Origin of the sequence: Pseudoduganella lurida (genome assembly GCF_007830455.1) — a bacterium.
GTDB classification, from domain to species: domain Bacteria; phylum Pseudomonadota; class Gammaproteobacteria; order Burkholderiales; family Burkholderiaceae_D; genus Rugamonas; species Rugamonas lurida.
In genome coordinates, this window is record NZ_VLLB01000013.1 from 78,506 (window position 1) to 99,023 (window position 20,518).

The window sequence follows — 20,518 nt, forward strand, 5'->3', positions numbered from 1 at the left end:
GAATTGCCGGCACCTGCCATGCATTACTGCGCCGCGACCTTCAGGTGCTCCACCTCGAACGTCGACTCGCCGAACGTCTCCTTCTCGAACTCGCCCGTCAGCTCGACGACCGTGGTGTGATCGACCTTCACGCCGGCCGGGAAGTTCTCGTTGTCGATCTCCACCGTGATCCTGCCGCTCTGGTCGGCGAACTCGTATTTGTCGCCACCCTTGTGGCTCAGGATGCGGCCTTTCAGGCGTGCGTGCTGGTCGTCCTTGCCATTGGCCAGCAGGTCCTTCGCCGTCATCAGCGGCACGCCGGACGGGCCTGCGTAACCGCCGGCGGCCGGTGCCGCTGCGGGTGCCGGCGCAGGCTTGGCGGAAGGGCCGGTATAACCCGACTGGGCAAACGCGACGGCGCTGGTGGCGATGACGGCGGTGAGGCAGGAAAGTTGCAGGAAGCGTTTCATGGTCGGTCCTTTGTGAAGTAGGCAGCCCGCAGTGTGGCGGGGACAGGTGCATTACACCTCCGGGACATGAACTCAATCTTAAGGAACTCGGGAAGATGCGGCAGGCGGCCAGTCGAGCGTGATGCCGAGCCCGCGGCCATTGATGCCGGGGCCGAACGACAGCCCGATGCCGTGCAGCTCGGCGATGCGCCGCACGATGGACAACCCCAGTCCGCTGCCGCCCTGGCCCTGTCCCAGCACGCGGAAGAAGCGCTCCGTCAGCCGGCGGCGGCTGCCCTCGTCCACACCAGGGCCGTCGTCGCGCACGACGATGCGGGGCTGGCCACTTTCGCTCGTGGCAACGACCTCGATGCGGCTGCCGTCCGGACAGTAGCGCAGCGCGTTGTCGACCAGGTTGCGCAGCACGATCTCCAGCAGTGGCGGGTTCGCGGTCACGCTGGTCACGCCGCACTGCACGGCCAGCGTGATGCCGCGCCGCGAAGCTTCCACCGCGTGCGCAGCGGCCAATTGCTCCAGCAGCGGCGGCAGTGGCACCGTCTGCGTCGACAACTGCTCGCGGCCCAGCGGGTCGAGGCGGGCCAGCGTCAGCAGGCTGTCGACGAGCGCCGTGCTGCGGCCGATGTCCTGCCGCAGCTTCTGGAAGGGCGCGACCAGATCGGGATGCTGCCGCTGCAGCAGCTGAACGTGCATGTGCAGTCCCGCCAGCGGCGTGCGCAGTTCGTGGGCGGCATCGGCCGTGAAGCGGCGTTCGGCCTGCAGCGCGCCATCGAGCCTGCCCAGCACATCGTTCAACGCGCCGACGATCGGCAGGAGCTCCCTGGGCTGGCCTTCGATGACGACAGGCGCCAGGTCGTTCGGTGTCTTGGCTGCAATGGCGGTGGCGGTGCGGCGCAGGGGCTGCAAGACCCGCCCGGCGAGGAACCAGCACACCAGCGCCAGCAGCATGAGGAAGCCCAGCACCGGCAGCCACAGGTGCTCGGCCAGTTCCGCCAGGATGTCGTAGCGCTTCGCATACTTCTGGCCGACCTGCACCTCGACATGACGGGCTTCGTCGCGCACCACGAACACGCGCCAGCGGCGGCCATCGATCCGGGCATCCGCAAAGCCATCGTCGTCGTCGAAGCCCGTCACAAACGGCCGGTCCGGGGCCCCGCTGGTGCGCCGCAGGACACGGCCTTCGGCCACGATCTGGTACTGCATGTCCACCTTGCGGCCATGGCCGTTGTCCGCACGGGCCTGTGCCAGCAGGCCGCGCTCTTCCCAGTCGGTGGTGGCGGCCATGATCATCTGGCCGGATTCTTCCAGCGCATCGTCGAACACGTCATTGGTTTCCTGCCAGGCGATGACGGTGACGATGCCCAGGCTCGCCAGCCACAGCACGACGCTCGCCACGAGGATCGCGACGAGCAGGCGACGCCGCAGCGACCACGGTGCCTCAGGCTTCATCGTTCTTCAGCCGGTAGCCCAGCCCGCGCACGGTGACGATGCTGTCGCTGCCCAGCTTCTTGCGCAGGTTGTAGATGTAGACCTCGATGGCATTGCTCTCCACCTCGTCGCCCCAGCCGTACAGCGTTTCCTCGATCTGCGCGCGCGTGACGATGCCGTTCCGGCGCAGCAGCAGCGCGTACAGCACGTTGTACTCGCGCGCCGTGAGCGGCACCGGCTGGCCGTGTTGCGTGGCCTGCTTCGTTTCGAGGTTGAGGGCGATATCGCCGTGTACCAGTTCGTTGCTGACCTGGTCCGCGCCGCGCCGCACGGCCGCCCGGATACGCGCCGACATCTCTTCCAGTTCGAACGGCTTGACCAGGTAATCGTCCGCCCCCAGGTCCAGGCCTTCCACGCGGTCCGCCAGCGCATTGAACGCCGTGATCAGGATGATGGGAACGCGGTTGCCTGCCGCGCGCAACGACGCCAGCAGCGCATCGCCGGACAGGCCGGGCAGGCCGCGGTCGAGCAGCACGCAGTCGTAGCGGTGCGTCTTCAGGGCCGTGTCGGCAGAGTCGCCGCGCTGGACCCAGTCCACCGCATGATGGTCCAGCCGCAGCCAGGCCTGGATGGTTTCGCCAAGGGAGGTATCGTCTTCGGCCAGCAGGATGCGCATCGGGGAAAATCCGGACAGGTAAAACGGCAGTATGGTGGAATTCTCGGCAGCCAGTCTGCAATGCCGACATGAAGCGGATCTGAAGTGCCGATACCGGCACCTGCAATGAACAACGCCACCTTCTGGTGGCGTTGTGGTCAGCGCGGTCGGCTACCGCCTTGTCTCAATGCGCGGCGTAGCCGGTAATTATCGGCAATCACCGAGACCAGTGCCAGCAGCAGGAGAACAGGCCACGCATCCTGGCCCAGATAGTGCCAGAAACTCCAGGCAACCGCCGCCATGACCAGCGCAGCCAGAATCAGGAGCAGGCGATCCTTCATCGGCGCACCGCTGCGAGCCGGTAGGATCGACGTCCAGCCATTTTGCCATCGTGGATTCCGGGCCAGCGCCGTAGATGGGCGCGCAGCCATGTCCGCTCCAGACGGTTTCAGCGTGCTGCCAGCAGGGCATCGGTCAGCGATGTACCGCCAGCCAGGCTTCGCCCTGTGGCGACGGCGATACTGCCAACGACCGCACCAACATAAAACGCTGCCGAAAGGGTAGCAACAGTGCCAAGCTTTTCGAGCCTTGTCCCAACGACGATCAGCTCTTTCACCGTAATACTGCGGCCGGATTTGTCCAGATGCGCAACGAAGATCGCAGCATGCCCAATGCGGCCTGCAGGCTACCAAACAGCGATTCGGGGGCTGGCAAACCCAGGTCTTCCATGTTCTCTTTGAGATAGCGATAAAAGTCCGACATGCTTAGCTCTCCAGGAAAGAATATCGGGCAACCTTATCCCCTATCGGGCAGTGCTGTTTGCGGTCTGTCACCGGATTGCAGAAGCTCGGGCCATGGCCCGGCCATCAAGGCGCCGGCTGCGCAAAGATCGCCTGCAGATCGTCCGCATTGAAGACCGATGCCATGTCCCCCTCGGCGGTCAGGAGGGCGTTGGGTGAAGTCGCCATCGAAGGCAATCCCGCGACGGCTGCCGTCGAGATAGATCCCCACACCATAAACATGGGTGCCGCTGCCGGCGACAGTACCTTCGACATAGCCATCCTCCCATCGGATGGAAAGGACATTGCCGCGGCGCGCATAATCCTCGCCCCGCGCAAAGGTGCCGGGGTCGAACTGCCTGCGCAGGTCGTCGGGAGTGAATTGCATGGTGAAGTGGCGCTGATCGGGACCGATGCGCCATTATCACCGACGAGCAGGTGGTTACTCGTCTTCCGGCTCTTTCGGTGTCTTCGGGGCGCGCGCGTCGACCTTCGCTGGCGGGCGGCCTTTCGCCGCGCGGCGCTCGAACAGCGCCTTGGCATCCTTGTGCGCCTGCTCAACGGTGCGCAGCGACTCGTCTTCGTCGTGGGCCACGAAGAATTCGTGGTCCTGGGCGACGACCACCATCTTCACGGCGTCCTTCTCGGCCACATTGTATTTTTCGAAGATCAGCGTGGTGACTTCGTCCAGGTATTCTTCGTAGGTCATGATGGCGGCTCCAGGGTGTGCGCGGTTCGAGGCGGCATTGTAGCGCCGATGGCAGAACGCCGGCTCGCGCCGGCGTTCCTTACTGCGATGTGCCGGCTTGCGCCGGCGTTTTCTGCTGCGGTAATGCGGCCTTTAGTTCAGCGGCACCGTGATGGCCTTGCGGACAGCCACGCAACGCGCGTCTTCCTGCTGACGCTCCAGCAGCGCACGCCGTGTGCCGGCAGACAGGTCCTTCGCCTGCGCGGCCAGGTCGGCCAGGCGCTGCGCGCTTTGCGGCGTGCAGGTGGCCGGGATCATCGATACGCCGTAGGAGCGCATGTAGACGGGGCCGCTGGCCTTGTCCAGCTGCGGCAGCTGTGCCAGGCGCTGCGCGGCGGACTGCTCGCCCAGCGTCGAGGTCTGCGCGGCCGGGTACAGGTTTTCCATCGCCGTGCGGATGCGCGAAAACGGCAGCTTCGATCCCTGGTCGGCGATCTTCGCCAGCCATTCCGTCTTTACCGCCGCATCGGGACGCGCCACCTGCGCCGCCAGTGCAGAGGCCTGGCCTGCATCGGACTTGTCGCGCGCTTCCTCGGCCGCCAGCAGCTTTGCCGCATCCGGATAGGCACGGGCCGACAGCTGGCGCACGATATTCCAGCGCACGTCCTGGTTGATGGTCACGCCCTTCGGCACGCCGCGTCCGTCGAACAGGCCGGCCAGGCGGTCCAGCGCCGCCTTGCTGCTGGCGACGTGGATGTGCGCATCGAGCCAGCGGCGGCGGAAGTTCTCGTCCTTGCCCGTCTGGACGCCCTGCCACGTCATGGCTTCCAGCGCCTGCAGCGTCTTGCCGGTGTAGGCAGACGTCGGTGCCATCACCTGCAGATAGTCGGCGCTCTGCGCCATCATCGTCAGCACGGCGCCAAGCTGCGCGTAATCCGGCTCATGCGGCGCGTTGGCCAGCACGGCCTGCACGAACTCGTTCAGCGGCAGTTCCGCATCGCGCACGCCGTCCCACAGGCTTTGCCACAGCATGGAGCGCAGCAGCGGTTCGCCGACCTGGCCGATATCCTTGCGCGCGGTGGCGAACGAGCGACCGTCCAGCTTCACTTTCGCATAGCCCCAGTCTTCATAGTTCGGATAGACGAACTCCGGGCATTGCGCGCCGCGCAGTTCGGGCACGTCCGTGCTGGCGCCCTTGTAGGTGATGGCCACCTTGCGGTCCAGCTTCAGCGTTTTGCCGGCGTGGCGCAGCAGTGCCACCTGCACGCGCTGTTCGCGCAGCACCGGATACGCGGCCGGCGCGGTCTGGACGATGCTGAACGCATCCACCTTGCCGGCCTTGCATGTGTAGCTGGCGGTGATCGTGTTCACGCCGGGCTGGTACAGCCAGTCCTGCGTCCATTGCGTCAGGTCGCGGCCGGCCGCGGCACCGAGGCTGCCGATGAAGTCGTCCAGTTTGGCGTTCTGGAACTGGTACTTCACCAGGTAGTTGTGCACGCCGCGGCGGAACGGTTCTTCGCCCAGCAGGTGGCGCAGCTGCTTGAGCGTCGAGGCGCCCTTCGAATACGTGATCGCATCGATATTGTCGAAGGCGTTGCCGGTGGTGGCGACGGGCACTTCGATCGGGTGCGTGCCGGGCGACTGGTCCAGTTTATAGGCCGCCGTCTTGCCCTGCGTGTAGAAGGACTCCCAGGCGTTCTTGAACTCCGTCGACTCGGCCACGCCCAGCGTGCCCATGAAGGACGCGAAGCTCTCGTTCAGCCACAGGCCGTTCCACCACTTCATCGTCACCAGGTCGCCGAACCACTGGTGCGCCATTTCGTGCAGCAGCGTGGAGGCCAGGCCGCGGCGCTGGTCGGTCGTCATCTTGTCGCGGTGCAGGAAGCGCTTTTCGGCGAACGTGACGGCGCCGGCGTTTTCCATCGCGCCGTACAGGAAGTCCGGCACCAGCAGCTGGTCGTACTTCTCGTACTGGTAAGGGATGCCGAAGTATTCGTCGAAGAAGGTGAAGCCCTGCTTGGTGTACTTGAACCACTCTTCCGGCTCCACCTGCGCGGCGACCGACTGGCGCGCCATCAGGCGCAGCGGGTACTTGCCCGTGTTGTCTTCCCAGACTTTATAAGGACCGGCGTGCATGGAGAAGTTATACGGCGACAGCTTCTTCGACACGGGGAACGTCCAGCGCTTGCCGCCGGCGGCATCTTCCACCTTCGTTTCGCGCGTGGTGGAGACGACGATCCAGTCCGCCGGTGCCGATACGTTCACCTGGTAGGTCGCCTTCAGGTCCGGCTGGTCGAACAGCGCGAACATTTGGTGCGCGGCGGCCGGCTCGAAGTGCGAGTAGGTATAGACGCGGCCATCAACGGGGTCGACCATCCGGTGCAGGCCTTCGCCGTTGGTGCTGTGGGGGCGCTCGAAGCTGACGACGACCGTGTTGCGGCCCGACTTCAGGTTCGCCGCGGCCAGCGTGATGAACGAGTTGTCGTACTGCGGCGCGACGGTCTTGCCGTTCACGATGAGCGACTTGATGGTGGCCTTGTCCAGGTCCACGGTCAGCGGCTTCGATGCGTCGTTCAGGTCGAACTGCAGCGTGGTGGTGGCCGCGAAAGTCTCCTTGCCGGTCAGCGTGAAGTCCAGCTGGTAGGCCACGTTCGAGACGCGCGCGGAACGGGCTTCGGCATCGGCCTGCGACAGCCATTGTTTTTCCGTGGCGGGCGCACCGGCCGCCAGAACGGCGGGCGCGCCCACCAGCAGCGAGGAACCGAGAGTCAGGGCTACGGCTTGCGATAAAAGCGATTTCATCCTTATCCTTGTGAGATGTCCGCGCCCAGTCGACCCCCGAGTGGGCGGCGCGGGGATGATACCATCTGCGATTCACGCAACTGTCATCATTCGCCCATGTCCATTGCCCTGGAATCGCCGGACCAGCCCGACGTCCACGCGCTGATCGCCGAGCTGGATGCCTACCTGTATTCGCTCTACCCGGCCGAGAACGTGTACGCGCTGGACCTCACGTCCCTTCTCGAGCCGAACGTGCTGTTCGCGGTGGCGCGCGATGCCGATGGCGCGGCGCTCGGCTGCGCGGCCGTGGTGGTGACGCCGGCTTACGGCGAGATCAAGCGCATGTATGTGCGGCCCGCCGCGCGCGGCCAGGGCGTCGCCCGCCGGCTGATCGACGCGCTGGAATCGGCGGCCGCGGCACAGGGCTGCAGCACATTCGTGCTGGAGACGGGCCCCACGCAGCCGGAGGCACTGGCGCTGTACGAGCGACTCGGCTACCGCTACTGCGGCGCGTTCGGCGACTATCCGGAGCATCCGCTGTCGGTCTTCATGCAGAAGGAGGCGCGGTGAGCTCACGCCCCGATACCGACACGCTGGACGAGCTGCGCACGTTGACGCGCGCGTTCGCGGCGGAGCGCGACTGGCAGCAGTTCCACACGCCGAAGAACCTGGCGATGGCCTTGTCCGTGGAAGTCGCGGAACTGGTGGAGAACTTCCAGTGGCTGCCAACTGGCGCAGCGGAGGAACTGGATGAGCGCAAGCGCGAAGGCATCCGGCACGAGCTGGCCGATGTGCTCCTGTATCTCGTGCAGCTGGCCGACCGGACGGGCGTCGACCTGCGCGCCGCTGCGCTGGAGAAGCTGCGGCTCAACGCCCAGAAGTATCCGGTCGAGCGGGTGAAGGGCGATGCGCGCAGGTATGACGAGTATTGAGCGTTACTTGATCGATGAGATCAGCTTGGCGCCGCAGGCTGTCGAAGCACCGTCATAAACATACTCCTTCCCACGATGCTTATTGCCCGAGCCGTCCGCCTGGATTGGATAGGTGCCCTTGCATTGCGGGCAGAACGTCATGTCGCCCGCCAGTGCGGCAGGCTGGCCCAATACGACGGTGCCGGAGGCTGCAGATAGGACCGTCCCGCCGTGGCTCGTCTTATCGTTCAGCCGGATCACGCCTTTTCCTTTGTGCTTCATCCCGCGCCTCCTGCCGATTGCGCGTCGATATCGCGATTGATGTCCACACCGTCGGCGTCCATGAGGTGCCACGTGACGAGGTTCGCTGGCAGATCCAGTAGCCATGCCTGTTTTGGATCCGGGAAGCGCTGACCTTCGGTGATCCAGCTCTGGCGCCAGTGCTGGTTGATGATGGCGTGCAGAGGATGTTCGGGATCGATCCAGGGTTGCCATATACCGGTTGCCGGACATTTTGTCTCTGCCGCGCACTGCATCAGAGGTTCGGCGTGCGGAACCATGCGAGTCAGGCCGTCCGCTGCATGGATGCGGACGGCCGGATAGTCGTGATCGATCGTCAGCCAGTGTTTCCACACAAGAGATTCGAGCGGAAGGGGCCGGACTCCCTCATCTGAATAAATGATCTGGAATGGCTCGCCTTTCTCATACAAGCCCGGCGCGATCGCTGCGACTTTTCGCTGGAGCTGCTCCGAATCGACGGTCGTTGTGGGCTGCCAGTAGCCAGCAAACGGTGCACGCTTGGCTGCAGTCTGCTCACCGCTGCCCCGGAGGCGGTAGGCACTGTCGAGTGCTTGGCGTCCGGTTTTCTCCGGAACCGCCTCGGGACGGACAGGACGGGGTTTGAGCTTCGCTCCCATGGCAGCCTCGAGCAGAGTGTCCCTATCGCCATTCCAGGTCGGGATGATTGCAGGCGGGAGCGGGAGTATCTTGTCCAGGTTTGGGAAGCGGAAGCGGGGGTTGAACTCGAGTGCGTCGGCAAGCATACGATAACGCTCGCCTCTGGCTTTGTCGGCAAATGGAACAACCATCTCCGACAGGTTACGAGGATGATCAAACTCGATAAAAAGCTTGCCAGCGCAAGTGCTGCAGCCATATTTCACACCTTCATGAAGAATATGAAGAGCTTTTTTTCGGGTCTCTGGCGTGACAGGCCCAAACGTCTTTCCATCAGGGAGTGGCGGCTCAAGATACATATAATGCAACGCATGCGCCGCAGGACCGTAGCCTTGCGAGACTGAGCACTCCAGCATCTTCACCGCAACAGGAATATTTGCCCAATAGCCGGGCAAATTATCGTCAGAAACGGCCCCGAGCCGATCGCCCAAATACGCTTGAGCAGAGGGATCCCCCATCAATGCCGCTTTTTGCAGGAATGCATAAGCTTTTGTCGCATCAGCTCTCACCCCTGTGCCATTCATGTAATAGGTTCCCATACGTTCAAATGCCGCGGGAATACCGGATAGCATCGCCGCCTCCACAATTTTAACTGCATCCTCGGCGCCGTGGGGAGGATCGTATCCTTCTATATAGAATGAAGCAAGATTCAACATGGCTTTCCAATATTTCCTGTCCGCTGCCCTCTTGGTCAATTCGACGATTCGCTTGTAGTCTCTGTCATCAAAATAAATCTCAGGATCTTCGAGAGAAATTGCCTCGGCAAGCCACCGATCCGCTTGCGCATCTACCGGAGGAAGATGATCCACCTCTTTGTTGCACACAAATGATTTCATGTGCGGATTAAAAAAATCAATACTCTGGTTTCTCGGTAACTCTGGATTTGAAATTTTTGCCATTTTTCCATTGCCTCCGAAAGTAAAAATTGAGAACATGAGTGACATCACCATAACTAACGCTAAATATATAAATCGTTTCATGATCACCCATACCTTTTGACAGAGCTACGGCCATCCTGCAAAGGCATTAAAAATCCCTTCATGGCCTTGCTCCGCTTTTGATATTCCTGGTTATTTATCATAAGCTCTGTCCAATCATGGAAAGTGCTTTTCAAATCGGTTTTCGCACACTCTGCGCCGTCCCACGCGCCGCCACTCAGCATCGACCATACCCTTTTTCGCAAGCCTTTGGTTAACACTGGATCGATCGTGGCCATGTTCAGTTCGCTGTCGCCAACCATGCTCCTTTGGTTGAGATTGGCGCTACCAAGCGTGCAAAATACGTCGTCAACCAGCAATAACTTGGAGTGAATATAAATTTCGCGGTAGCGCCATCTCCCTCCGATCATCCCGCACGCATTCAGCATTGCGGTGCAAATCTTTACCCCGAATACATTGCGCAAAGTGTCGACGTTTGGTTTACTAATTTCTTTGGCATGGGCGATAGCCAGTGGTAGTGGCTTTTTACGCCGATACGATGGCGCGAAATTCTGCGCCAATACCTGATCGTTTTCCGATTTAATCAATTTCTCCTGGCCGTTCAACCCTTCATGTTGACCTAGGGTGGCAAGCGCATCATAAGTTCGAGGTATCATTTCCTCTAACTCGGGCATTGGGATGACAATGAAAATGTGCAGCAGCGGCATATCCGACAATGAAGAACCTTTTTTTTGCGCAGCGTCGTTCCAGAGCCTCATGACTTGTTGACGCTTTTTCAATAACCTCTGGCACCATTCTTCATATTGAAAGTACTGATTTTCCACATAAACGTACTTGAACGCCAAGCTGGCGTTATCGGCAGCCTTGAAGTAGATCTCTTGTATCGAGCAGTCTTTTTCAGTGGGTTGGGTACGTATGATTTGTACCGTGCTATCGCTCCCCTCCGGCTTGCGAAGCAGCATCTCAGGAATTGGAAATTTCGACTCTCCGCCATTAAAATCTATTATCGGCTCGCCCACCCCATTCGACCCTGCGCGGCTCTATGCGGACGCAAAGTTGTTGTACAACGAAATGAGCGCGCCGCCACGATCGATTCGACATGCATAGTCCTGGAACGGTTTTATCGAGTCAAAAGTCTTCTGTGGATCTTTATTATCAGGTGCCGGTGAAGGATAAGTTCTTTCCCGTCGCCCCTCTTCGAGATTGTGGTGCGTGGTATCCCAGTAGTCTGTGACTGAATTCAGTCCCATGACATACCCTACAGCTTTCACGCCATTTTTAAAGTCGAAATCGATGAGGATCGGCTTTTGATGATGCGAGCCAAATATCTCCATAAGACCCCGTTAGGGCAAGGATGGCTTGGTGGATTCCGCGCTTATAGCACGATGAATCGATCGAATATCCGCAGAATGAATACGGATTTCCACATTTTCCAGATATTTGGCAAAAGCGGCTTGGTACCAGCTTGCGCAGTACTCTTCCCTTGCCAGCATTGGAATTTCTCTATCCTGATTTTGTGCATGTTTTCGCAGCCATTTCAGGATACCCAGATCATCTGGCGCCTCTTTATCGCCGATCGCTGCTCTGAGATCGGCCAGACTATTTTGCGCACTGAGGCGTTCTGCATCCTTCTTGCGCCCCCCGAAGAATCGCCAGGCATATTCGTCGTGCGTGTACCCTGGCATGTTCGTGACTTTGTGAGCCTGCTTTGCAACCCAGTCGAACCAGACCAGCAGACGCACCTGCACCCCTCGTCGTCCCGCCGCTATCAAAAGGTCGCCGTACGTCTCGCCGCGAGGCCAGGGGCCAGTCGCGCCTCGTTCCAGCTCCATTGCCGGATCAAACCCCCAACAGCAGAGATCAATGCTTTTCTGCGCATTGCGAATCTCCTTAGCGATGTCGGCAAAACCCTCCTCGCCGCATACAAACATCGTCAGCTTGTTGTTGTGCGTGATCGGGTGCGTGACCTTGCCTTTGATGTTCCGGTTCTCCAGCAGCCACTGGGCCGTGCACTTCGCTTCACCGCTCTTCACATCCACATGCGTCGTCTCGCAACGATTGATCTCATCGGTCATACAGCCTCCGTCAGTTCTTGTGGTCGCGGCCGTCGGTCGCGTCGTTCATTGCGCGATAGCCTTGGTTTGACTGGGACTTTTCGCTGCCTGGTTTCGCGGCATCGACGTCGTCGCTGATGTTCAGCGCGAAGTCGTCGCCATTGCCCAGGCGGACCTTGTATTCGGCTCCCGGTTCGTAATCGAATTCCGCGCGGCCTTCCTCATCGGTCAGGTCGACCTTCATTTCGGTTCCGTTCTTGTAAAGAATGTAGGGCGTGTTCGCGTAGGCTTGGCCGACCGCCGAATGCGGCTGCAACAGTGGCCTGAGCTTGGTGGGCTGGTCCGACGTGGTGGACGCTTCCTTCTTCGGCTGTCTCTGCGAAGGCTGGCTACGGTTCTGGGGCCCCAACGTTTCGAAGTTGCAGTGGAACAGTGTGGGCGACTGTGAAAAGACCTGCACCTTGTCGGCGATCTCGATCATCGATCCGGCACCATGCAAGCGGATCCCTTTCCTGCCCCGCAGCTCGATCCAGTCGGCGTCACTGATCAGACGCAGCACCTTCTGTGCGACGATCTCCACCTCATCGGTTTCGGCGCGGATCTCCACCTTGCCGGAAGCCACGATCAGCTTCATGCCGATCTTGTGGACGAAGAGCCGTAGTCCCTGCCGTACGCTTGCGAACAAGCCGCCCTGCGCGCCGATCGAGACGTTCGCACCGGCGGTCAAAGCGATCTGCTCGCCGCCAGTGACGTGGATCGATTGCCCAGCCGTGGCGGCAATCCCTGCGGAACTGGACAACACCACATGCGGTGCCGTCAGTTCGGGAAGCTTGTCACCACTGCCTTGGATGCCATCGTTCTGCGCCTTCAGCGCTGTCGTTGCATCGGATTGGTCGGTGCCGCGGTTGTCGTCATACTGCTGTGCGAGCTGGGCTAATGCGTTGTGCCGTTCGTGAGCCTGCGCGAGGCGCCTGCTTGTCTCTGTCATGGCCTTGACGGCACCAGCACCACCTGTGCGGGATTCCGTGGTCAGCAGCAGCCCCCGCGCCGCCCGCGCAACTCCGTGGCCATCGGTGCGCAACTCGAAACCTTCGCCACGCGCCTCCTTGTGACCGGCAGTTGACTCGAGCCGATGAATGGTCCCCAGCGAGAGCTGGCTATGCAGATGATCGCTGCGCAGTTGCGCCTGGATCTGTCCATTCGTATCATCCAGCACCAGCTGGTTGCGGCGGGTGCCACCGAGTTCTCGGGAGCGCAGGCCGGACAAGGCGCGCTGGCCGGGCAGCTCCCATGGCGCGCGATGCCGTTCGTTGTAGACCACGCCCGTGATGATGGGTCGGTCCGGATTCCCGCCCAGGAACTGGACCACCACTTCCTGCTTCACGCGCGGCAGCCCGATCTGGCCAAGCTCCCCGCCGGCCATCGGCATCGCAACGCGCACCCACGCCGAGCTGTTCTCGTCGTTGCCGCCCTGGCGATCCCAATGGAACTGGATCTTCACCCGTCCGTAGCCATCGGTGTAGATCTCCTCGCCCGGCGGTCCGGTGACGATCGCCGTCTGCACGCCAGGCGCCGGTGGCGGCGTGCTGTTGAAGTACCGGCCGGGGCGCCACTTCACTGTCTTGCGCAGGCAAGTGAATTCGTTCCGGTAGAAAGACGGCTCGTGATCCGCAGTCCGGATATTGTTGGCGGCCGAATGCTGCACGGCGGTGATCAGATAGTCCCTGTCCCGAATGGGTTCGCTGACCAGATAGTCGCCGGCTGGCCATTGCATCGTGCTGCTGTGATGGCCGGCCAGACGGAAGCTGCGGCCCGGCTGGACACAGCGGTCATTGCCGGCTACGTCGAAATACTGCGTCATCCGGTTTGCTTCTTCCATGCGGCGCCGTGCCAGGGACTCGCCTTCCTGCTCGTTCGGAAAGCCGTATTCGCCGGCATCTTCGTAGAGCTCCAGGGCGGGGACGGCTTCGCCTTGCCGGTTCTCCGAAAATCCCTTCGCCACATGCGGCATGGGCACCTTGTAATCGAAGCTTGCCAGGGCCGAGCCGCTCGACCCCACGCGGCGCACGGCCTGCCATTGATGGATGCCATCGCGTTCGAATGCCCCCGCATATGCGCGATAGGGAATGGTGCCGGCATCCACATCGTAGGAACCGCAGGCATCGACCGGATCGGCGATCGCGCTGTCATCCGACAGGCACAGCGTGTGACCGTCCGCGCGGTGCTCGTACCAGTAATGCAAGCCGACCGCCTCCCAGCGGCGGTGCAGGTGGTTGTAGTCGGTCTCGTTGTACTGGTTGATGCAGGAATACTGGGGATCCGCGCCGCGCAGCTGCGTCTTCCAGTCGCGTTGGGGATAGTTCGCGAAGGTCGTCTCCGTCAGCTGGACCAGGCTGGTGCCCTTGAACGATGCGCAGTCCTTGCGCAGACGCGCAAACGCAAGCCAGGGCTCCAGCACCGCATGGTAGCGGGCAAAGCCGCCATCCGTCTTCACGTAGCGGAATTCCGTGACGTAGCCGTTGAAGTGGCGCTCGGTACCGTCATCGCGCACCAGCGAAACCGTCATCTTCTTGCCCAGCAGGTCTTTCAGCGGGATCGACGAGTCGTCGGATAGCAGGCCGACATCGAAGCGGAAGCTGCGCGAGAGCTCCTCGCGCGCCGTCAGCGTGTCGACGGCCAGCACGGAGTCCGGGCCATCGGCGTTGGGAAAATGCAGGCTCAGCAGGCGGGACACCTGCAGCAGGCGGTCGAAGTCATTCACGTCCAGTGGCATTCGCGTCTCCCAGTCGTCTCAGTTGCAGCAGGTAGCGGATTGCGCGGGGCGTGTCGGGCGCGCCCGTGAGGAAAGTGTCGTAACCGAGCCGCGACCTGGCATCAGGTGCAGCGGCCAGCGTCAATGGCCGGATGCAGTCCTCGCCCGGCAACAGGCAGATTTCGGCATCCATCGTGGTGGCCGGTGTGGCCAGCTTGAGCAGTCCATGCAGCACGCGCGAGCCTGGCCCGTCCGGCAGCAGGTAATCGAAATCGGCATGGTTCAGCGGGCCGATCTCGATACGTACCCGCCCATCCACGCGCCAGACACGGGGACCGAGGACGGCGGTGTGTCCGAGTTCGCAATTGCCGGCGCCGATGACGCCACGCTCGACCGGCGGCGTCGCTTCCCAGAAGCCGACCAGCGACGTGATCGTGACCGGCAGACCCAGCTCGCCTGCCAGGATGCATTCGATCGTCAGTGCGGATACGGGCCGCATGCGCAGCAGGCCGGCGTACCAGGCAGCGGGCTCGCCATCCGACTCTTGTTTGCCCGCGAACGCCATCAGCATCTCGCGCAACAGCTCACGCCCTTCCGCATCGGGCGCCAGCTCCAGCCGCGTCTTGGCCCAGGCACGCCAGAACAGGCCCACCAGCCGGGTCGACCAGCCATCGAACCATGCACGGGCGCCCTGCTCGCCACGCGCGGCGGCCTGCGCGCAGCGGTCCGTGTCGTGCAACGGCAGCGTGCCGGCCGCGCCCAGCAGGCCGATACACGATGGCGTCATGACGACTCTCGGCGTGCTTCCGGATTCATCGGCATGCAGCGCCTCGACTTCGGCGGCCGGAAACGCCAGCGACACGCTGTTCTCGAATCGGATCGCCTGCGCTAGTGCCGCCTCGGTCGTCGCGCCGCGTGTGGACAGCCAGCGCATCAGCAGCGTGACGGACGGCAGGAAGCCGAAGCGCCACGGCTCGGCGAACAGCCGGCCGATCAGGCGGGGCTGGCGTTGCCGCTGCGGCGTTTGCATCGCATCAGCTCCTTTCCGTCACGCGCCGACAGCAGCGCCAGTTCGGTGAAATTGTTCACCTGGACGTACATGGCCAGGAACTGGTCCATCACCTGGCCGAACAGGTGGATGCCGCTGCCCGTAAAGGCTTCTTCGTCGATGGTGATGCGCACCTCGATGCCGTAGACCTGGGACGAGCCGTGCTCGTGGCGCAGCCAGCCCGTCTTCCCGATGTGATCGAGGCCGACGATGCCGGCGATCAGGCGCTGCGTCACCGGCGACTGCGACAGGTCGTGCAGGGTCAGGAGTTCGTGCAGCGCCGGCAGGCCTTCGGGCACGAGTGCGTGATGGTTCAGCGACAGGTGGGAAATCAATCGCCATAGCGCCTGGCCTGTCGCAAACCGCTGCGGCCGGCCGGGTTGCGTGAGCAGGCGTACCGGCATCGCATCGGTAGCGCCGGCCAGCGACAGGTCACCGTCCGGCGCCCCGAACGACAGCTGATGGGGCAGGTCGCGATGGGTCCAGGTGGCCTCGATCGCCAGCGTGCTGCGCTCGACCTCCAGCGCGTGCATGTCGCGGTCGACCAGGGTCAGGCGCTTTTCATGGCCCGGACTGATCCGGGCCAGCACCTCGTCATGCCGCAGCACCCAGTGCCTGCCACCCAGCCCGCGTGCGTGCAGCGGTGTGATGTCGCAAGCGCCATCGCAGCTCTCCTTCTGGCTGAGCACCCTGACGGCATCGATCGCATACAGCTCGCACATCGCAGGCTTCGCGACATCCGCGACGACCGAATATTCGGGTGCCCGGTGCGTGATGTTGACCGGCTTGGCCGCTTGGGGGAACAGATTGACGGCGGTCGTGCAGAACAGCTTCAGGTGCGACGCATCGAGCATGCGCAGCAGCCGCGATGCCGCACCGTCGGGCCGCGTCCGCGACAAGGCAAAGTGCAGTGTCACGCCGCGCGTGCCGGCCGCCAGGCGCGGACGCAACGCGGCCAGGTCCAGGTCGATGAAGCGGAACTTGTCGGGAAAGCAGAAGTACTCGGTCAGCACGCGCCAGGCCGGGTGCGATCGGGGGCCGAACGGGATCAATGCGTCTTCCTTCGCGAAGCCGCTTGCCGCCAGCGGCACGGCCGGCAGCGGCAGCCAGCGGCCGTCCGGCGCCTCGACGAACGCGCCGCTCACGTGCAGGAACAGGGCATCGCGCAGCGCGGCGCAAAAGGATGGGTCGCCATCGAGGTAGATGCGCAGCCGGTCGAGCGGCATGCGTGACAGCGGCGGTGATTCGGCATGCGATTCGATCGAGATCGATAGCGCTGCCGTTGCATCGTTCGCCAATGGCGTGCCGGCCGGTGCGCGGATCAGTGGGTCGAAGGCCGCGACCTTGATGGCGATCGGTGCCAGCGTTACATCCGCGGCGGTGCGAAACCGGCAGTGCACCTCCTTTACCGCCTGCTTCGCCGTCAGGCTGGTACCCCGTGGCAGCAGGCGTACCGCACTGTCGGCAGCCGCGGGCGCAAACTGGACGATCGCGCAGGAGGGAAACGGCCGCAGGTAGTGGGGATACAGCGATTCGAGCAGGGATTCCGTCACCTGCGGGAAGCCATCGTCGAGCCGCTTGTGGATGCGGGCCGCGATGAACGCCACACCCTGCAGCACACGCTCGGCATGCGGATCGCTGCCCGTCGTGCGCAGCAGCGCGGCGATGCGGGGGAACCGGGCTGCGAACTCGGCGGCATAGCGCCGCAGCACCACCAGTTCGCGTTCGAAGTAAGGGAGGAGCTCTTCCATGGCGCATCCTGGCATTCGGGATGTCCATTATCTTTACGGTCCAGCCTGCCGGTTTGAGCGAGCGCAAGGAATTCCGGAGCGAAACAATCATGCTGTCCCGTTCTGACGAAAGGAGAATCATGAGCCTCCCCCTGAAAGTCCTCTGGTCCGCCGGCCTCACCCTCGGCCCGCAGCAGCTGCAGCAGACCGACCGCTATCACGAAGCACGCCTGCAGCAGCTGGCGATGACGATCAACCCTTACCTGTGGGGCGTGCGCGCGGCGGACTGGAACCTCGATGCGCTGTCCAACAATGTGCTGCAGGCGAACGCGCTGTCGCTGCTGTTCCAGGACGGCGAAATCTACGACGCACCGTTCTCCGAACCGCCGCCGGAGCCGGTCGACCTGTCCGACCTGTCTCCCGAAGATACGCACTTCACCTATTACGCGGCCCTGCCGATCGTGAATCCGCACGGCGGCAACATGGATGCTGGTAGCCGTTACGTCCCCGCGCATGCCGAAACGACGGACCTGTTCTCGAACACGATCCCGGTGGACGTGGCGTACCTGAAGAAGAACGTCACGCTGCTGCCGCCGACGGCCGCGCGCACTGCCTACCTGTCGTTCCCCGTGGTGCGCATCCGCCGCGCCGCCGCAGGCGGCTTCGAACTGGATGGCGCCTTCATGCCGCCCACCGTTGCGCTGGGCGTCAGCAACGGCCTGGCTGCGCTGCTCGATGCGCTGCTCGGCAAGCTCAATGCCAAGATCACGGCGCTGCAGGAGCGCCACCGGCAGAACGCCCGCCAGGCCTTCGAGGTGCACAACGGTGACCTGTCGTCATTCTGGATGCTGAACGTGATCTGCAGCGCCGCCGCCCCGCTCACCCATTGCGCGCGCTATCGCCAGCATCATCCTGAACACGTGTTCGACAAGCTCACCGCCCTGGCCGGCGGCCTGATGACGTTCTCGCCCAGGTATGCGCTGGCAGACCTGCCGACGTACCGGCACGACGATCCATGGCCCGCCTTCATGGCACTGAACGCGATCATCCGCGACCTGATCGATACCGTGATCTCGTCACGCTACCTGCAGCTGCCGCTCAGGAACGACGAGGAAAAGACCACGCACTACCATGCCGTGCTGGACCCGGCCCGCATCGACCGCCGCACCGTCCTGTGCCTGGCAGTGAACGCGGACATGCCGGCGATCGAGCTGGTGGCGGCGGTGCCGCTGCGCTTCAAGATGGCGTCGCCGGATGCCGTGGAGCGCCTGGTCGGCATCGCCCTGCCCGGCGTGGAGCTGGTGCACATGGCGCAGGTGCCGACCGAGGTGCCGGTGCGGCCGAATACGTACTACTTCTCGGTCGAACCGAAGGGCCAGCTGTACGAGGACATGCTGAAGGCACAGGCGATGACGGTCTATGCGCCGGGCGGCATGAAGGGGTTGCGGCTGGAGCTGTTTGCGATTCTTCCGTGACTATTTGAGTCCGAGCGCCTGCCGGATTGCCCGGTTGACGATGGGCCAGGACGGCGAGCTGGCCGCCACTTCGTCATAATGGCTGCCGCCGGGGAGCACGATCACTTCGGCGGCATCGCCGGCGGCGCGGGCGCGGCGCGCATAGTCTTCGCCCGTCGCGGCAGGCGACACATTGTCATGCTCGCCGTGGATCAGCACCGTGCGGATCCCGGCCGGCAACATCTCGGCCGGCGACGTGTCCGCAAACACGTCCGGCCGTGCCGCCGTCGGGGTGCCCGCCAGCTGCGCCGTGGTGCGGTCGCAGCTCGATTCGATCAGGCCCGCCTGGTTCTTCAGGTCCGCCAGGCCGCCCAGGCTGACCACCACGGGAATGCGAACCGGCTGCGCTGCATACGCCGGGCTCCACGTCGGCAACCGGTGCCGCGACGCGGCCCATTGCGCAAGGTGACCGCCGGCGGAATGACCAACCGCGACGATGCGCGCCAGATCCAGGCCGCTGACAGGGGCCTCCGCTTTCAGTTTATCCACGGCTGCCGCCACGTCGCGGTACATGCCGGGATAGCCGCCACCCGGCTCGTCGTAGCGCCGGTACTCCACGTTCCACACGGCGATGCCCTGCGCCGTCAGCGCTGCCGCCACATTGCGCATCTGCGTGATGCCGCCGAACTGCACGGTCCAGCAGCCGCCATGGATCAGCACCACGACGGGGAACGGCCCCTTGCCCGCGGGCCGGAACAGCTCGACGAACTGGGACGGCGCGCTGCCGTAGGCGATGTGCTTCGTCGGCGCAGGACCGGTCAGCGCGAGGTACTGCTGCAACGTCATCGGCGCCGATGGGGCAGCAGAAGCAGCACCACCGATCATCGTCGCGGCCAGAAGCGAAAATTTGAGCATGCGGAGCATATTTCCAAAAACCGGGGACTGTCCCCCTTTTACAGCAATATTTCCAAAAAACGGGGACTGTCCCCTGTTGTAACGATGGTACCAAAATTGGCTGCCAGACACCAACCGCGACCGGCGCGCGGGATTCGACTCACATTCCGTCGTTTAAAAGAGACTGCTGCCCAAAAACGGAAACGGGGACTGTCCCCCTTTTTAGGAAATATTTCCTGAAAAAGGGGACAGTCCCCGTGGGAAAAAGGGGACAGTCCCCGTGGGGGGAAAGGAACAGTCCTTGCAGGGAGAAGGAACAGTCCGGTGGTAATAACGCTACAGATCAGTAACGGAAGCTCGCCCGTGCGTAGTAGTAGCCGCCGTTGATGCCGAATGGCGAGAACGATGGGTACAGCGTCACCGCGGCGTTGTCCAGATTGTTGCGGTAGGTCGCCAGCAGATCGGCATTCACCTGGTCCGGGTACTTGTTGAACAGGTTGTTGGCACCGGCCGTCAGCGTCCAGTTGTTGTTCAGCTTGTAGCTCACTTCCAGGTCCGTCAGGGCCGTGTTGCCGATCTCGTTCTTGTAGTACGTGCCGCCGTTCGGCGATTCCCAGTTGGTCGACTTGCCGTACAGGGCTTCGCGCAGGTTCACCGTCCACGCGCCATTGCGCCACAGCGCGCCCAGGTTGATGCGCGTCTTCGGCGTGGCCGTCTCGATGTTCGAGATGGCCGTGCGGTCCAGCAGCGTTTGCGGTTGCAGCTGCGCAGGCGCCTGGTTGATCTTCAGCACGCGCACCTGGTTGTAGTTGGCCGCCAGCGACCAGTCCACCCGGCCGTACTGGCCGTAGTTGCTGTTCAGCGTGGTCACCAGCTCCAGGCCGCGCGAACGGGTGTTTACCGCGTTCGTGAAGATGTTGATGCCGGTTTCGCTGACGGTCGGATCGAGCACGTTGCCGTTGGCCAGGATCGCCGCCACCACGGCCGGCGAGTTGGTCGCGCCGCC

General features: G+C 62.9%; 22 protein-coding genes. 3 read left to right on the forward strand and 19 right to left on the reverse strand.

From position 1 onward, the window contains the following. Positions 1-23: 23 nt before the first annotated feature. From IP91_RS24540 to pepN, 9 genes are all read right to left on the reverse strand, one after another. Positions 24-449: a YgiW/YdeI family stress tolerance OB fold protein gene (locus IP91_RS24540; RefSeq protein WP_145652993.1), complete on the reverse strand. Its 426-nt coding sequence runs from the start codon at positions 447-449 to the stop codon at positions 24-26. A gap of 78 nt (positions 450-527) precedes the next feature. After that, positions 528-1,895, reverse strand: a complete 1,368-nt coding sequence (locus IP91_RS24545; RefSeq protein ID WP_145652996.1) for an ATP-binding protein — start codon at positions 1,893-1,895, stop codon at positions 528-530. After that, positions 1,885-2,550 (reverse strand): response regulator transcription factor, encoded by a 666-nt coding sequence (locus IP91_RS24550; RefSeq protein WP_145652998.1) that lies wholly within the window; start codon positions 2,548-2,550, stop codon positions 1,885-1,887. The genes IP91_RS24545 and IP91_RS24550 overlap by 11 nt, the downstream gene beginning before the upstream one ends. Positions 2,551-2,687: 137 nt before the next feature. Next, positions 2,688-2,870, reverse strand: a complete 183-nt coding sequence (locus tag IP91_RS24555) for a hypothetical protein (protein ID WP_145653000.1) — start codon at positions 2,868-2,870, stop codon at positions 2,688-2,690. A gap of 107 nt (positions 2,871-2,977) precedes the next feature. Then, a complete protein-coding gene (locus IP91_RS26305) occupies positions 2,978-3,145 on the reverse strand; it encodes a hypothetical protein (RefSeq protein ID WP_199754747.1) in 168 nt (55 codons plus the stop codon). Beyond that, the gene (locus IP91_RS26310; RefSeq protein ID WP_199754749.1) at positions 3,142-3,291 is read right to left on the reverse strand and encodes a hypothetical protein; all 150 of its coding nucleotides are present in this window, start codon (positions 3,289-3,291) and stop codon (positions 3,142-3,144) included. Before IP91_RS26310 ends, IP91_RS26305 begins: the two co-directional genes overlap by 4 nt. A gap of 33 nt (positions 3,292-3,324) precedes the next feature. Continuing rightward, a complete protein-coding gene (locus IP91_RS24565; RefSeq protein WP_145653002.1) occupies positions 3,325-3,696 on the reverse strand; it encodes an SWIM zinc finger family protein in 372 nt (123 codons plus the stop codon). 54 nt (positions 3,697-3,750) lie between these two features. Beyond that, positions 3,751-4,017 carry a hypothetical protein gene (locus tag IP91_RS24570; protein WP_145653004.1) on the reverse strand — a complete coding sequence of 89 codons (267 nt, stop codon included), beginning with the start codon at positions 4,015-4,017 and terminating at the stop codon, positions 3,751-3,753. A gap of 132 nt (positions 4,018-4,149) precedes the next feature. Further along, positions 4,150-6,798 (reverse strand): aminopeptidase N, encoded by a 2,649-nt coding sequence (gene pepN, locus IP91_RS24575; RefSeq protein WP_145653006.1) that lies wholly within the window; start codon positions 6,796-6,798, stop codon positions 4,150-4,152. A 96-nt stretch (positions 6,799-6,894) separates the two neighbouring features. Between pepN and IP91_RS24580 the strand changes: the two genes are divergently transcribed. Together IP91_RS24580 and IP91_RS24585 are read left to right on the forward strand one after the other, a co-directional pair. Next, a complete protein-coding gene (locus IP91_RS24580) occupies positions 6,895-7,347 on the forward strand; it encodes a GNAT family N-acetyltransferase (protein WP_145653008.1) in 453 nt (150 codons plus the stop codon). Then, positions 7,344-7,709: a nucleotide pyrophosphohydrolase gene (locus IP91_RS24585; protein WP_229474940.1), complete on the forward strand. Its 366-nt coding sequence runs from the start codon at positions 7,344-7,346 to the stop codon at positions 7,707-7,709. Before IP91_RS24580 ends, IP91_RS24585 begins: the two co-directional genes overlap by 4 nt. A 3-nt stretch (positions 7,710-7,712) precedes the next feature. Here the strand turns inward: IP91_RS24585 and IP91_RS24590 are convergent, their stop codons facing one another. From IP91_RS24590 to tssF, 8 genes are read right to left on the reverse strand one after another with little or no spacing between them, the layout of a single operon-like run. After that, positions 7,713-7,970 carry a PAAR domain-containing protein gene (locus IP91_RS24590; protein ID WP_145653012.1) on the reverse strand — a complete coding sequence of 86 codons (258 nt, stop codon included), beginning with the start codon at positions 7,968-7,970 and terminating at the stop codon, positions 7,713-7,715. Next, positions 7,967-9,586 (reverse strand): SEL1-like repeat protein, encoded by a 1,620-nt coding sequence (locus IP91_RS24595; protein ID WP_158643202.1) that lies wholly within the window; start codon positions 9,584-9,586, stop codon positions 7,967-7,969. The genes IP91_RS24590 and IP91_RS24595 overlap by 4 nt, the downstream gene beginning before the upstream one ends. A 38-nt stretch (positions 9,587-9,624) precedes the next feature. Continuing rightward, positions 9,625-10,599, reverse strand: a complete 975-nt coding sequence (locus tag IP91_RS24600; protein ID WP_229474942.1) for a phospholipase D-like domain-containing protein — start codon at positions 10,597-10,599, stop codon at positions 9,625-9,627. A gap of 21 nt (positions 10,600-10,620) precedes the next feature. Then, entirely contained in the window at positions 10,621-10,914 is a 294-nt protein-coding gene (locus IP91_RS26135; RefSeq protein ID WP_158643203.1) for a phospholipase D-like domain-containing protein, read from the reverse strand. A 9-nt stretch (positions 10,915-10,923) separates the two neighbouring features. Continuing rightward, complete coding sequence (locus IP91_RS24605; RefSeq protein ID WP_145653016.1) at positions 10,924-11,655, reverse strand: phospholipase D-like domain-containing protein; 732 nt, start codon at positions 11,653-11,655, stop codon at positions 10,924-10,926. Positions 11,656-11,665: 10 nt separating this feature from the next. Continuing rightward, positions 11,666-14,407 (reverse strand): type VI secretion system Vgr family protein, encoded by a 2,742-nt coding sequence (locus IP91_RS24610; protein WP_145653018.1) that lies wholly within the window; start codon positions 14,405-14,407, stop codon positions 11,666-11,668. Continuing rightward, the gene (gene tssG, locus IP91_RS24615) at positions 14,388-15,416 is read right to left on the reverse strand and encodes a type VI secretion system baseplate subunit TssG (RefSeq protein ID WP_145653020.1); all 1,029 of its coding nucleotides are present in this window, start codon (positions 15,414-15,416) and stop codon (positions 14,388-14,390) included. The genes IP91_RS24610 and tssG overlap by 20 nt, the downstream gene beginning before the upstream one ends. After that, positions 15,380-17,185, reverse strand: coding sequence for a type VI secretion system baseplate subunit TssF (gene tssF / locus IP91_RS24620; RefSeq protein ID WP_145653023.1), 1,806 nt, complete (start codon positions 17,183-17,185; stop codon positions 15,380-15,382). Before tssF ends, tssG begins: the two co-directional genes overlap by 37 nt. A gap of 119 nt (positions 17,186-17,304) precedes the next feature. Here tssF and tssK point away from each other — a divergent pair, with 119 nt between their 5' ends. Then, positions 17,305-18,639, forward strand: a complete 1,335-nt coding sequence (tssK, locus tag IP91_RS24625; protein WP_145653025.1) for a type VI secretion system baseplate subunit TssK — start codon at positions 17,305-17,307, stop codon at positions 18,637-18,639. Here tssK and IP91_RS24630 read toward each other — a convergent pair whose 3' ends face one another. Continuing rightward, positions 18,640-19,533: an alpha/beta hydrolase family protein gene (locus tag IP91_RS24630; protein WP_307724435.1), complete on the reverse strand. Its 894-nt coding sequence runs from the start codon at positions 19,531-19,533 to the stop codon at positions 18,640-18,642. It lies immediately after the preceding gene. Between the two features lie 322 nt (positions 19,534-19,855). After that, positions 19,856-20,518 (reverse strand): TonB-dependent receptor domain-containing protein (locus IP91_RS24635; protein WP_158643204.1); only part of this gene is annotated, 663 nt, incomplete at its 5' end.